Source organism: Marinobacter sp. OP 3.4 (genome assembly GCF_036224885.1).
Classification (GTDB): Bacteria; Pseudomonadota; Gammaproteobacteria; order Pseudomonadales; family Oleiphilaceae; genus Marinobacter.
On the sequence record NZ_JAVVLT010000032.1, the window covers coordinates 104,525 to 118,695 of the forward strand.

Below are 14,171 nucleotides of genomic sequence, written 5' to 3' on the forward strand. Positions count from 1 at the left end.
CTGGGACATGGGGAAATCTCCTTGTTAGCCTGAATTGCCTGTCACTTACCCTGCCCGGCGGTCGCTTCGCCGCCGCGGGTGAAGTAATAAGCCATGAGAATGGGCAGGAAAGTGATAATCACCACGAACACCGCCACCACGTTGGTCACCGGTCGCTGCCTGGGACGTACCAATTCGCTGAGCATCCAGATGGGCAGGGTCGTTTGTTGTCCTGCGGTGAAGGTAGTCACAATGACCTCGTCAAAGGACAGGGCAAAGGCCAGCATGCCGCCCGCCAGCAGTGCGGTGGCAAGATTGGGCAGCAGCACATGCCGGAAGGTCTGAAAGCCATTCGCCCCCAGATCCAGCGAGGCCTCCAGCAGGGAGGGCGATGTACGCCGGAGCCTTGCCACCGCGTTGTTGTAGACCACCACCACACAGAAGGTCGCGTGACCGAGCACAATGGTCCAGAAGGAAAATGGAATATCGGCGATATCGAAGGCCGAGCGCAACGCAATACCGGTTACCACCCCGGGAAGCGCGATGGGCAGGATAATCAGCAGTGACACGGTTTCACGGCCAAAGAACCGGGTGCGGGCAACGGCCCCCGCCGCCAGGGTACCCAGCACGATGGCCGCGCCGGTGGCGATCAACGCGATTTTCAGGGACAGGCCGAACGCATCCCAGATATCCTGCCGATCCCAGACCACCGCAAACCATTTCAACGTATAGTCCGGGGGCGGAAACTGGTAGCTCTTTTCCTCGGTGGTGAAGGCATACAGAAAGATCAGCAACAGGGGCAGGTGCAGGAACAGTAAACCTGCCACCGCCCCGATTTTCAGCTTCAGCGGCGCACCCGAACGGCTCTTCCTAAAGCGCATTGAAGGCCCCCATCTTTTTCGCAATCCAGAGGTAAATGGCCATGACCACGATGGGCACCATGGAAAAGGCTGCTGCCATCGGCAGATTGCCGGCGGTGCCCTGGTGCATGTAAACCGCCTGGCCAATGAACAGTCGCGAGGAACCCACGATCTGGGGCGCGATATAGTCCCCCAGGGTCAACGAGAAAGTGAAAATGGAGCCGGCCACGATACCGGGCAGGGCCAGCGGGAAGATCACTTTGCGGAAGGTTTGCCCGGGCCGGGCCCCCAGGTCGTCCGAGGCCTCCAGCATGGACCCTGGCACCCGCTCCAGCGCCGCCTGGATCGGCAGGATCATGAACGGCAGCCACAGGTAGACGAACACCAGGAAGGTGCCGATATAACTGAACGACAACGAGGGCCCGCCAATCACCGGCATGGATAGCAACGCATCCACCAGCGGGGTGAGCCCCACCCTCTCGACGCTCCAGTTGAGCACGCCCTCATTGGCAAGGATCAGTTTCCAGGCATAGACCCTTACCAGGTAACTGGACCAGAGCGGCAGCATGACGGCAATGAAGAACAGCCCCTTGATCCACCCACGGGCGAAACGGGCGGCATAGAACGCGATGGGAAACGCTATGAGCGCGGATGCCAGGGTCACCGACGCGGCCATCAGCACCGTGCGCAACACGATATCGAGGTTGGAGGGACGCAGCAGCTCTGCGTAGGTCTTGAGCGTAAACTCCCGGACGATGCGACCTGAGAACTCGTCAATCGAATAGAAGCTCTGCACCAGCAGTGCCACCAGCGACCCGACATAGACCACGCCAATCCAGATCAGCGGCGGCCCCAGCAGGATGGCCAGCAACAGTCCCGGTCGCCGGAACAGCAGGTCGGATACCCGGCCCAGTACACCGTCGGCCGGCTGGTTGATTGCCATGCCATCGTCAGCCATCACGGCACCATCCTGTGCATGTCGTCCAGATTCCAGCGGGCATAGACCGACTGCCCGGTAGCCAGTCCACCCACCGCCGAGGGAACCGACAGGGACAGCGAGTGCCCCGCCACGGACAGCACACACCGCCGCACCGAGCCCTGGTACTGCACGTGACTGATGGTGGCGGATACGGTGACTACACCATCCTCCCGGGACACCGACTGGTCGGCCAGGTGGATTTTCTCCGGGCGCAGACTCCACACCCCCTCGGGAGCACCGATACGCTGGCAGAGCTCCGGCTCCAGTATGTTGGAGGAACCGACGAAATCCGCCACGAAACGATGCTCGGGCCTCTCGTAGATGTCTTCCGGGGTACCCACCTGAACCACCTGCCCCTGATTGAAGACCGCCACCCTGTCACTCATGGACAGGGCCTCGCCCTGGTCATGGGTGACGAACACAAAGGTGATGCCCAGTTCCCGCTGCAGGGACTTGAGTTCCACCTGCATCTGCTCCCTCAGTTTCAGGTCCAGGGCCCCCAGGGGCTCGTCCAGCAGCAACACCTTGGGTTTTCCTATCAGGGCCCGGGCCAGGGCAACCCGCTGGCGTTGCCCGCCGGACAACTGCGCGGGCTGGCGTTTCGCAAACCCGCCCAGGCGTACCAGTTCAAGCATCTCCATGGCCTGACGATGCCGTTGATGGCGCCCTACCCCGCGTACCGTCAGCGCGTAGGCCACGTTATCGATGACATTCATATGGGGGAACAGGGCATAGTCCTGGAAAACCGTGTTAACGGCGCGGCGATAGGGCGGAAGGCCGTCCACCATGTCGCCAAAGATCTTCAGGTGACCGGCCGTGGGCTGCTCGAACCCCGCGATCAGCCTCAGGCAGGTTGTCTTGCCGGATCCGGACGGCCCCAGCATTCCAAAGAACTCCCCCTCGGGTATGTCGAGGTTCACCTGGTCCACCGCCTTAACGGTGCCAAAATGCCGGCTGACCCCCGACAGCTCCACCGCACTGACCTGTTCAGCCGGGTCGGGGCTCACCTCGTCTTTTTCCGTGTCGTACATGGGTTTCCGGACCGTGGTTGGCATGAAACTCTCCTGATGCGTATCGCCCCACCCAGCAGGGTGGGACGATGGAACTCTCAACTGGCTTACCGGCCACCCAGGATGGCGATGTAGTCGGTTACCCAGCGGTAGTAGGGCACGCATTGTTTGCCTTCCCCACAGGATGAAACCGGGGTACGCCAGAAACTGATACGCTCGAAATTCTCCATGCCATTGGTCTCGCAGCCTTTCTCACCCAGCAGTTCGTTGCCTTCACAGGCGGCCGGCACCACCGGCACTGAACCAAACCAGGAAGCAAGGTCCCCCTGCAGCCGGGTGTTAAGCGAGTGCTCCATCCACTTATAGGCGCAGTTGGGGTGGGGAGCATCCACATGCATCATGGTGGTATCCGCCCAGCCGGTGGCACCCTCGTCCGGTATGACCGTGGCGACAGGTTGCCCCTGAGCTTTCAGGATGTTGGCCTGGAACGGCCAGGCGGAGGATGCGACAACACCCTCGTTGGTGAAATCATCAATCTGTACAAAGGCATCATGCCAGTACCGCCCCACGATCTTCCGTTGCTCCCGCAACAGGTCCAGAGCCACCTGGTATTGCTCCTGGGTCAGTTCGTACGGATCCTCGATACCCAGTTCCGGCTGATGTTTTTTTAGATACAGCGCGGCATCGGCAATGTAGATTGGCCCATCAAACGCCTGGACCCGCCCCTTGTTGGACTTGCCGTCCGGAAGGGTCATTTCCTCGAACACCACTTGCCAACTCTTGGGCGGCTGGTCCCCGAACACCTCGGTGTTGTACATCAGCACATTCGCTCCCCACTGATAGGGAACGCCATAGTGAACGCCATCCACGGTGTGCCAGGGTGCATCCTTGAGTCGGTCATCAATGGTGTTCCAGCTGGGGATCAGGTCCGTGTTCACCGGCTGTACCCGGTCGCCGTATATAATCCGCAGGGAGGCATCACCGGAGGCCGTCACCAGGTCAAAGCCACCCTCGTTCATCAGGGCGACCATCTCGTCCGAGGTGTTGGCCGTCTTCACCCTTACCTCACATCCGGTTTCTTCCTCGAATCCGGTCACCCAGTCATAGTTCTCGTCGGTTTCACCACGCTCGATGTAGCCGGGCCAGGCCACGATATCCACCGCACCCTCGCCTGCGCCGACAGATTTTTTCATATCCGCTGCCGAGGCAAGCGTGGCAACACAGAATGTGGTGGTCAGCATCGACACCATTATCTTTTTCATGATTCCTCTCCCGAGCTGTGTGGGCTCACCATGTCTTTCATGGCGACATGAATACGGATGGTCATTTCGAGTATAGAAATCACCTCAGCTATCGCCATAAATAAAATCAGAAAACATATATCGGTTATTCCGATATTTATAGGTAAAATCACGTAGTGGGATGCAACGCAAAACAGGAGGGTATTGAGTGATCGGGTTTTCCGAAAGGACGCTTGGGTGGTCAGCGATGGCGGAGGGCCGGTTCCTCCAGGGCCAGATCAATAAACGCTCGGGCGGCATCAGAAGGCTTGGCACCACGGCGCCAGGCCAGCCCAACCTCCACCGGTGGTAGCGGAGACGCCACGTTGACGCCGGCAATGCGGTCTCCTTCCAGGGACCAGGGGCGGTAGACAAGGTCCGGCAGCACGGAGACACCGGCTCCGGTCGCTACCAGGCTTCTCACTGCTTCCACCGACGACGTTCGCATGGCCATGCGGGGATTTCGGCTCGCCCGCTGCCACAAGTCTGCAGTTGCCAGTCGGATCTCGTCAGTGTTGAGCAGGATGAAGCGGTCTTCCAGCAGAACGTCGCGGTCAATTTCCGGCGCGTTGGCCAGGCGATGCCCCATGGGTAACCAGGCCCGGAAGGGTGATGTTTCCATCACCGCCGTGTTGAGGGCAGAGCGTTCCTGAAGGGCAGAGAGGATCAGTATGGCGACATCCAGTTCGCCATTGAGCAGGTAGTGTTCAAGGTATTCCGGGGCGTCTTCCACCACCTGGACGCCGGTTCCACTAAAAGCCCGCCGGTAGCGTGCCAGGAGATCCGGCAGGGCGTAGCCCGCCACGATCGACGTGACACCGACATGCAGGGTTCCGGTGACCTGCTCCTGTTCCGAAAACACTCCCCTGGCGTAACTGATTTCCGCCAGAATCCGGTTGGCATGGCGCAGAAACGCATGCCCCTTGTGGGTCAGCCCCATACCCCGGGCATGCCGTTCCAGCAGGACCACCCCGAGATCGCTTTCCAGCTCCTTGATGGCTTCCGTAACAGTGGATTGGGATACGGCGAGATCCCGTGCGGCACCGGAAACCGAACCGATCTCCGATACCGCAACGAAATACCGCAACTGTCTGAAGGAAAAGCTCACTGGCAGGGGCCTGACCGTCGTCCGGGATCAGTCGGTGGATGCCAACGCGTCCTCAACAATCTGCAAACCTTCCTCCAGCACCTCATCCTCGATGGTCACCGGCATCAGGAAGCGGATGGTGTTGCCGTACATGCCGCAACTGAGCAGGATCAGGCCGTGCTCCTTGGCATAGCCGGTCACCTTGGCGGCCAGGTCGGCCCGGGGCTCACAGTCATGCTTGTCGGTGACCAGTTCGATGGCGGCCATGGGGCCGAGGTTGCGCACGTTGTCCACATGGTCAAACTTCTCCTGCCACTGAGCAAAGCGCTTGGCGAGCTTGTTGCCAAGGACCTGGCTCTTACCGAGGATGTCTTCTTCCTCGAACACCTCCATCACCGCCAGGGCCGCAGCACAGGCGGTGGGGCTGCCGGTGTAGGTGCCGCCCAGGGAGTTGGGGCCGGAAGCGTCCATCACTTTGTCGGTGCCGACAATGGCGGAAATGGGCATGCCGTCGGCCATGCTCTTGGCCATGGTCATGATGTCCGGCTCGACACCACTGTGCTCGATGGCAAACAGCTTGCCAGTCCGGCCAAAGCCACTCTGCACTTCGTCCACGATCATCAGCATGCCGTGTTCGTCGCAGATCTCGCGGATCTTCTTCAGGAAGCTCGGCGGCGCCGGGTAGAAGCCGCCCTCCCCCAGGACCGGCTCAATCACGATGGCTGCGGTATCCCTGGGGTTGGCATCGGTCTTGAGGACCATCTTCAATCCACGGAGCGCCTCATCCTCGGATACCCCGTGGTAGGGCACCGGATAGGGGGCGCGGAACACCGTACCGGGCATGGGGCCGAAATCGGACGCATAGGGGGCCACCTTGCCGTTCATGGCCATGGTCATGAAGGTCCGGCCATGGTAGCCGCCATCAAAACAGATCACGTTGGTCTTGCCGGTCGCCGCGCGGGCTATCTTGAGCGCATTCTCCAGGGCCTCGGCACCGGAATTGGCGAGCATCACCTTGGCATGGCCGCGGACCGGCGCCACCTGGCTGAGCTTTTCCGCCACCTTCACGTACCCTTCATAGGGCATGACGGTCTGGCAGGTATGCATCAGCTTGTCCAACTGGGCCTTGACCGCTTCCACCACCTTCGGATGACGATGGCCGATATTGAGCACACCGATACCGCCGGCAAAGTCGATCATGCGCTTGCCGTCGGCGTCCCACAGTTCAGCGTTACGGGCGTGGTCCGCAAACTGCTCGTTGGGGCTGGCTGCACCGGCCGCCACATACCGCTCTTTCAGCTGCTGCAATTCTTTGTTGGTCATGCGTCGCCTCTGATCTGTTCAGGATAGGTTGGATGTTGTCTCAGTATGGTCGAAGGAAGCCCCCCCTTGCCACCCCGGCGGACGGAATTGCCATGCGGCAACCTTATTAATAAACAAAACTTATACTGATCAATCAGAATAATTCAGTTGATTCATCCAGCAGCCAGTTTCATAGTGATCCCACTGAACAGACGCCGAACAGCTTCCGCTGCTCAGGCCCACCAATCACTGCCAGATACCCGGGAGGCAAATCATGGATTTCCAGTATTCCGACAAGGTCAAGGAACTGCGCCAGCAACTGCTGACGTTCATGGATGACTATATCTACCCCAACGAAGAAACCTACAAGCAGCAGAAGGCCGCCAACAAGGAACGTGGCCGCGCGTATGCCAAGGTCCCCATCGTTGACGAGCTGAAGGAAAAGGCCAGGGCCCAGGGCCTGTGGAACCTGTTCCTGCCAGAGGAAGAATATGGCCCTGGTCTGACTAACCTGGAATACGCTCCCCTGGCCGAGATCATGGGGCGGGTCCTGTGGAGCTCCGAGGTTTTCAACTGCGCCGCCCCGGACACCGGCAATATGGAGGTACTGGCCCGCTACGGCAGCGAGGAGCAGAAGGAGACCTGGCTGACCCCCCTGCTGAACGGCGAGATCCGCTCCTCCTTTGCCATGACCGAGCCGGCCGTGGCCTCCAGTGATGCCACCAACATCGAGACCCGCATCCAGCGGGATGGCGACGACTATGTCGTCAACGGTCGCAAGTGGTTTATCACCGGCGGCTGTGGCGAGGAAACAAAGTTCTTCATCGTGATGGGCAAGTCCGACCCGGACAATGCCGACCGCCACAAGCAGCAGTCCATGATCATCGTGCCCAAGGACACCCCTGGGGTCACCATTGTCCGGGACATGCCGGTCTATGGTTACTACCACGCCCCCAAGGGTCATCCGGAGATCCAGTTCGACAATGTCCGCGTGCCTGCCAGCAACCTGATCCTCGGTGAGGGCCGGGGCTTCGAGATTGCCCAGGGGCGTCTGGGACCGGGTCGTATCCATCACTGCATGCGGGTGATTGGCCAGGCCGAACGGGCCTTCGACATCATGTGCCAGCGCCTGACCTCACGGGTCGCCTTCCACAAGACCCTGGCCGACCAGGGCGTGTGGCGCGAACGCATCGCCGACTGCCGTATTGCGATTGACCAGACCCGCCTGATGGTCCTGCAGACCGCCCAGATGATGGACCTGGTGGGTAACAAGGTCGCCAAGCAGCAGATCGCCATGATCAAGGTGGCCGCCCCTGACATGGCCCTGAAGGTGATCGACTGGGCCATCCAGGCCCATGGCGCCGGTGGCTACACCGAGGACTTCCCGCTGGCCGACATGTGGGTCTATGCCCGCCACCTGCGCACTGCGGACGGCCCCGACGAGGTGCACCGCAACGCCATCGCCAAGGAAGTGCTCAAGAACTACCGATAAACGGACACAAAGCCCGACCGTTCCGCGGTCGGGCCATCATCCTCCTTTCATCCCACCACACTCAAAACATCCATCGCCAAACGCTCCGTATTTGCAAGATAGCCGCATTTCCTGACCTTATCTCGGCACTTCCCTACACACGACATGCATTCCGGGACACAAAGCGTTACTCGCTGTTACGGCATAGCCACTGAGGATTAACTACACTTCACTATAATTCCGTGTAATCCCACAAGACGGAGGACGACGCCCATGCTGACCGGCGCCGACCCCATTCCCTGTAATAACCTGCAGGCGCTGTTCGACCTGTGCAACGATCGTTACTTCAACGGCACCCTCCGGTCCGGTGAGGACTTCACCGTTCGCTACAGTACCGCCGAACGGCAGTTGGGACGCTTCCGCTATTGCCCGGAATCCTGCCGGCCACTGGCCATCGAACTATCGTCCCGGCTTCGAGACCACCCGAGGGCCCTGCGCAGCGCCATGGTACGGGAGATGATCCCGATGCTGGCTCTGCAGAGCTATCGCGATACCGGTGACGGGATATTCCTGGACCGGGTCCCCCTCCACGGGCACCTGTTTATCGAACCGGGTATCGGCGCCTTCTTCCTGGCCCAGCTTGAACACCTGAACCTGCAGTTTCCGGAGCTTTGCCTGACCATCAAGCCACGCTTCGGCAGTGGTTCCCTGTTCGATCAGAGCCGGATTCCCACCGCCCGGCTGGTGGTTATCCCGGCGGATCCGGCCAACAATGCCGGCGTTATCTACCGCCTGCACGACAAGGCCCCGATCCAGTGGAAGCAGCTCCGGGAGATGGCATGGCTCAATCACGGAGCACCCACGATCAGCCTGCTGCGGGTCTGCGGTGCGCTGGCGGAGGAATTCCCGGTGTTACGCAAGGACAACCAGCCCCGCGCCAATACCCGAGTCCGCATGGAACCGGATTTTGACCTGGTGGTACAGGAGATCCGGGATCACCGCCTGACCGCCGAACTGGCCGCGCCGGAGGCCCAGCCGGAACCGGAAACCATGGGCGAGACGTTTGCCGGCTGGCACCCCGAGGCCTATTCGGGGTACTGACACCCGGGCCTCACACCTGCCCCGCCGGCCTTCTGATCACCTGCAGCTCCCCGGGACGACAGGTCATTTCCAGGGGGGTATGGCCCACCACATCTCCGTCCACGGTCACCGTCTTGGACCGGCGGCTGGTTACCCGGCACCAGGGGCAGCTCATCTCCACCACCGTTTTCGTATCTTTCGGCATTCGCCCCAGCAGACGCGTCGTGATGAAGGCACCGGCCAGGCTGACCAGGGAAGCCGGTCGTACCGCGATCACCACCAGGCGACCATTATCCAGTGCCGCGCCAGGGACCTCGGTACCACCGCCGAACCAGGCTCCGTTGGCGATGGCAATGGATAACCAGCGGCCCGCCACCGTGGCCGTATCCGTCGCGATGGTGGCGCGAAAGCCACGCCGGGTGAACAGACGCCTGAACAGTGAGGCCAGGTAACTGAACTGGCCCAGAAACTTCTTGGCATCGCCATTGGAGTTGGCGTCCCGGGCCGGCAGGGTGCCCAGGCCTATATGGGCCACATTCAGGCACAGGCCATGGTCATGGTGGCTTACATCCACCGGCTGCGGGCCATAGTCCACCAGCGCCCGGCAGATGGCCTCCGGATCGGGGTCGATGCCCAGGTTGCGAAAGAAGTCATTGGCGGTACCGGAGGGGAGGACAGCCAGGGAGGCCCCGGTATCCAGACAGATGCCCGCGGCCCGGTTAACCGACCCATCCCCACCGGCCGCCAGTATGCGGTCACCGCTGCGCACCTCCCGGACCCAGTCGAGATTGTCCAGGTCGCAGGTCCTGCCCAGTGCCACGCCGGCCTGTTCAAGGTAGCCTCGCCAGAAATCAGCATTGCGTTCACCCGCCCCAGCATGGGGATTGGCCAGCAACCAGTCTGTCATCACCCCTCCGGAAGTCCCCCACCGGGACCTGTGGATTTTGCGGCTCGTGCCCGTCCGGTTCAGCGTCGGACAATGACATGCCCCGTACAGGTTACCCGATCTTCAGGCATCGGAGGTGACAGTTGGTTAACGGGCCGTATCGCTATGGACGACTGTCAATCAATGCTTTCTGATTCGTCCTTGCGGCCAGGTAGGCGGGCCGGGGCGAGGTGCCGGCAAAGGGCTGGGCCAGACGGTTATCCACACTGTTATAGACGAAGAAGAGGTTGGCCCTGGGCCATGGCGACATGTTCCGGTTGGACGCGTGCAGGGTATTGCACTCGAACAGCAGCAGTGACCCTGCCGGTCCGGTGGGCGCATGGATACCCCGGCCGTCTGTCAGCGCCTCGACGTCCGATCTGGAGGGCAGACCGACGCGCTGGTGTTTCAGCGAGCCGTTCCAGTTTCTTTCCGGCGTCTGCCCCACGCAGGGCACGAACTGATGATGGGAGCCCGGAATCAACATCAGCGGCCCGTTGAACGGGTTGTTCTCCGTCAGCATGATGGACACACTCACCGCCCGCATCCCGGGCATACCATCCTCGCTGTGCCAGGTCTCGAAATCGGAATGCCACTCGAAGCCGTTGCCGCAGAAACCTGATTTGCTGTTGATCCGGGACTGATGGATATAAACCTCCGACCCCAGGATCTGCCGGACCATGTCCAGCAGTCTGGGGTCCCGGGTCATGCGGTCAAAGGCGGCCGACAGCTCGTGCATGGCAAAGACGGAACGAATCGATTGCCGCTCCTCATCCATGACGACCTGCTCCAGGTCGGTCACATCCTGTCGTCTCGCCATGGTTCTGAGCTCCTCCAGGAAAGGCGTGACCGCTTGCTCTGGAAAGAAACCCTCGAACCAGAGGAAGCCGTCCTGCTCGAACGCTTCCAGTTGACGCCTGTCCAGCGGGCCACATTCCCGGCCCGGGCCCGAGCGGTGAACAACCGGCTCGCGGCGGGGAAACATGTCGGGGACAAAATCGTCCCGGGTTGGGTAGAAATCGGTTCTTTGTAGCATGGTGACCACTCCACATTCCCTGATGAATAAATCCGGCGCCCGAAGTCGGGGTCGGGCCCGGAAGAATGTAAGGGAACGTAACACCGACGGAATCAAGGTATTCATAACACAGGTTATGACGCCCCTGATTCACCAATAAAAAACGTCGATATTTCAAAAGATTAATGAGGCGGCAGACGCCCGGTAAATGTCAGTAGGGTTAACGGGAGGAAGTACGCCGGACCCTGGATGACCCGGCTCAGGATGCCGACTGGGCGGAAGGGGCGAACGTTCGATCGAGGATATTGCCGGGCTCTTCCGCCACCCGTTGCCGGATGTAGAAGTCCACCAGTTTTTCGATAACAAATCGGCGCACCGGCTTGTGATAGCAGGCCTGCATTCCGGCCCGCAGACACTGTTCCCGGAATTCCGGCGTATCATTGGTGGTAATGCCGATAATCGGAACATCCGCCGGCAACAGCTCCCTCAGACGAATTTCCAGGGCCGTCTCGGGGCCATCCAGCCGGGGCATCTGGCCATCCATCAGGATCATGTCCCAATGCCCCCGCTGAACGGTATCCAGGGCCTCCATGCCATCAGCGGCGCTCACCGGCTCCACGTTGAGCCTTAGCAGTTGCTTGCGCAGAATCATGCGATTGATGGGGTCGTCATCAACCACCAGCACACGTGGCATGCCGCCATCGGCAGGCTCCTGCTCGGCAGGATCCGGCAGGTCGTGGCCATGGGGGGAGACAGGAGCGGGAGATGGGAACGGACTCGATGGGTCGCCGGCTTTACGGCGCCGCCATACCCGCTCGTTGCCGAATTGCAGCATCTTGACCCAGAAGATCAGCGCCGTCTCCAGTACCAGGATACCACCAATCAACACCACGGGGCCGTGGAACGGCAGCGCTGGCTCATTCCAGGTATCACCGGGCACGCTAAGGCTGTTCCAGACCAGCGCCGGCATCACGGCCGCCAATACCACAACCGAGTAACTGACCAGCCGAAATCCCCGCGCGCCCCTGACCCAGGGGAGTCGGCGAAACAGACGCCAGAGATGCTCCGGCGCGAACGACTCGCGAGGGGTGCCGAGCTCGGATTTTCTGCGTGCCATACCCATCACTGTCCTCCGGGTCGGTCAGGGAGTGCGTCAAACCGCAGCATCCCTGACCACTCTCGACAATGGAGGAGCTATCTGTCTGAACCGGAGACTATCGGTGGGAATCCCACTCTTCCTGGGGCAGATAACATGTCCAAACCATGAAAAATGTTCCACACAAACTAACACCCCCACTCAAGGTGCGACATAACATAGGTTATGGTGACGGCTTTTCGTGGTTCTCCTTCCGGGATTATGGACCGTTTGTAATAGAGTGTGGAAGAGGAACTCTACAGAATTATGAAATCGGTGGACCATTCAACAACCAGAACGGGGTTACCATGACAACAAGCTGCATAATCCGCCACTTCCAGCATTACGCCGAGCTATCCCCGGAAGACCAGGAACTACTGAACTCACTCGAGAAAAGCCCCCGTGACTACGCCAGGAATACCGTGCTGTGGCAGCAGGGCGAGGTGACCGACCACTTTTACACCGTGCGCCACGGCTGGGCCTGCACATACCGTAACATGGCCGACGGCTCCAGACAGGTGCTTGATGTATACGTACCGGGGGATGTGATCGGCCTGCGGGAGTTTGCCTTCCGCAGACGGGTATCCAATCTGCTGGTTATCACCGATGCCAGTCTGTGTCCCTTTCCGAAGTCACGACTGGCGGAGGTCTTCGAGAGCTCGAAATTGCTGTGCAACCTGTTTTTCATGATCTCCGCCCGTGACCAGGCCATCCTGGTGGAACGGCTCATCAACCTCGGCCGCCGGACAGCAAGGGAGAAAGTTGCCCACTTCCTGCTGGAAATGGCACACCGGCTGGACAAGGCCTGTATCGATGTTCATGACTGCAACCACCTCCCACTGACCCAGGTATTGCTGGCCGACGCCCTCGGCCTGAGTAGCGTTCACATCAACCGGACCCTGAGCGAGCTCAAGCAGGAGCAAAGGGTGTCCATGGGTCCCGGTGGGGTTACCCTGCTTGATCGCGACAGCCTGGTGGAGGTAGCCGGGTTCGATCCCGAGTACCTGGAGGAAGACGTGGACGGCATGCTCAGGATGCTGGACACGGCGGATCCGACACAACTCGCCTGAGCCGATTTTATGAATTTATACATCAAGTGCCTTAATCAGACGGTAATGGCTTTTAAAGTCACACCCCTGTATACAAACTGTTACCTGGTCATTACTTTTATCAAACAGACGCGAGACGAGACTGCGTCTAGATTTTACCCATATACAACAACAATAGGCCGGAAATAACCACCATCCGGCACGGGAGCAGTTACACATGTCAGCACCTGTCGATCATCTTCAGGAGCGTGTTGTCGATGCCAGCGAACACCTGGCCGACATCATGCCTTCAGCCATCACCCTCGCAATGATGCTGCGCCACCGGAACATCGCCACCTGGCTCCGGGCGGAATTCGAAGGATACGACACAACGGCGGAATTGCCCGCCTACCGCCACGACGTCAACGGCCATATCGTCGCCAGGTCGCCCCAGTATGGCTGGATACCGGCACCCATCGACCAGCAGCAGGTGCGTCAGTTCGGCCACCTGGACCTGCGGGATGACATCACCAACCTGGAGCAGACCTGCCTGAACTGCAAGAAGGGCAACGGCCACCGCATTGCCCTGCCGGGTGACCAGTTACTGGACCTGCAACAGAAGATCAACCTGTCGGCGGAACTTGCCATCAACATCAGCCGCAGCACCTATTGCGAGGTGCTGAAAACCATCCGTGGCAGCCTGTACCTGTGGACCCGGGCGATCCTGGACGCCGGCCTGACCGGTGACCACAACACCTTTACCCGGGAAGAGAAGGAAAAGGTCGCCTGCCTGGACAATCCGGTCCGGTTCTGGCGCGAGGCCATGGACTCCCTGGAGTCCCTGCCCGTTCCCAATGTCCGTGAGGCCGGGTTCCTGGAGAGGATGTTCGGTCGGGCGGGTTAGCCAGGTTCGTGTCGCCACGGCGGGAACGGCCTCATATGAAATGTGATAAAGGTGTCAAAAGCCTTACCAAAAGGCTGCGGTTTTGCATTTCATGACGATTTGCGGGCATTCGCCAC

The 14,171-nt window shown here is 60.2% G+C and carries 13 protein-coding genes; 4 read left to right on the forward strand and 9 right to left on the reverse strand.

The genetic code is table 11. The features are described from left to right. Positions 1–41: 41 nt before the first annotated feature. The 6 genes from RO069_RS05590 to gabT form a co-directional block, all read right to left on the reverse strand. Positions 42–860: an ABC transporter permease gene (locus RO069_RS05590; protein WP_328185830.1), complete on the reverse strand. Its 819-nt coding sequence runs from the start codon at positions 858–860 to the stop codon at positions 42–44. Beyond that, a complete protein-coding gene (locus tag RO069_RS05595; protein WP_328185832.1) occupies positions 850–1,797 on the reverse strand; it encodes an ABC transporter permease in 948 nt (315 codons plus the stop codon). Before RO069_RS05595 ends, RO069_RS05590 begins: the two co-directional genes overlap by 11 nt. Continuing rightward, the gene (locus tag RO069_RS05600; protein WP_328186199.1) at positions 1,797–2,849 is read right to left on the reverse strand and encodes an ABC transporter ATP-binding protein; all 1,053 of its coding nucleotides are present in this window, start codon (positions 2,847–2,849) and stop codon (positions 1,797–1,799) included. The genes RO069_RS05595 and RO069_RS05600 overlap by 1 nt, the downstream gene beginning before the upstream one ends. Positions 2,850–2,935: 86 nt before the next feature. Next, the gene (locus RO069_RS05605; RefSeq protein WP_328185833.1) at positions 2,936–4,090 is read right to left on the reverse strand and encodes an ABC transporter substrate-binding protein; all 1,155 of its coding nucleotides are present in this window, start codon (positions 4,088–4,090) and stop codon (positions 2,936–2,938) included. 220 nt (positions 4,091–4,310) lie between these two features. After that, positions 4,311–5,216, reverse strand: a complete 906-nt coding sequence (locus RO069_RS05610) for a LysR family transcriptional regulator (protein ID WP_328185834.1) — start codon at positions 5,214–5,216, stop codon at positions 4,311–4,313. Positions 5,217–5,243: 27 nt separating this feature from the next. Next, positions 5,244–6,518, reverse strand: a complete 1,275-nt coding sequence (gene gabT / locus RO069_RS05615) for a 4-aminobutyrate--2-oxoglutarate transaminase (RefSeq protein WP_328185835.1) — start codon at positions 6,516–6,518, stop codon at positions 5,244–5,246. A 253-nt stretch (positions 6,519–6,771) separates the two neighbouring features. On the opposite strand from gabT, the gene RO069_RS05620 reads away from it, so the two are divergent. Both RO069_RS05620 and RO069_RS05625 read left to right on the forward strand, forming a co-directional pair. Beyond that, entirely contained in the window at positions 6,772–7,989 is a 1,218-nt protein-coding gene (locus RO069_RS05620; protein ID WP_328185837.1) for an acyl-CoA dehydrogenase family protein, read from the forward strand. A 252-nt stretch (positions 7,990–8,241) separates the two neighbouring features. Beyond that, on the forward strand, positions 8,242–9,069 hold the full coding sequence (locus tag RO069_RS05625) for a hypothetical protein (RefSeq protein ID WP_328185839.1): 828 nt from the start codon (positions 8,242–8,244) through the stop codon (positions 9,067–9,069). Between the two features lie 10 nt (positions 9,070–9,079). Here RO069_RS05625 and RO069_RS05630 read toward each other — a convergent pair whose 3' ends face one another. The 3 genes from RO069_RS05630 to RO069_RS05640 form a co-directional block, all read right to left on the reverse strand. Beyond that, positions 9,080–9,955, reverse strand: a complete 876-nt coding sequence (locus RO069_RS05630) for a diacylglycerol/lipid kinase family protein (RefSeq protein ID WP_328185841.1) — start codon at positions 9,953–9,955, stop codon at positions 9,080–9,082. Positions 9,956–10,097: 142 nt separating this feature from the next. Continuing rightward, a complete protein-coding gene (thpD, locus tag RO069_RS05635) occupies positions 10,098–11,009 on the reverse strand; it encodes an ectoine hydroxylase (protein WP_328185842.1) in 912 nt (303 codons plus the stop codon). 238 nt (positions 11,010–11,247) lie between these two features. Continuing rightward, the gene (locus RO069_RS05640) at positions 11,248–12,105 is read right to left on the reverse strand and encodes a response regulator (protein ID WP_328185844.1); all 858 of its coding nucleotides are present in this window, start codon (positions 12,103–12,105) and stop codon (positions 11,248–11,250) included. A 326-nt stretch (positions 12,106–12,431) separates the two neighbouring features. On the opposite strand from RO069_RS05640, the gene RO069_RS05645 reads away from it, so the two are divergent. Next, entirely contained in the window at positions 12,432–13,193 is a 762-nt protein-coding gene (locus RO069_RS05645) for a Crp/Fnr family transcriptional regulator (RefSeq protein WP_328185845.1), read from the forward strand. 196 nt (positions 13,194–13,389) lie between these two features. Beyond that, positions 13,390–14,055, forward strand: coding sequence for an AbiTii domain-containing protein (locus RO069_RS05650; RefSeq protein ID WP_328185846.1), 666 nt, complete (start codon positions 13,390–13,392; stop codon positions 14,053–14,055). Positions 14,056–14,171 lie beyond the last annotated feature (116 nt).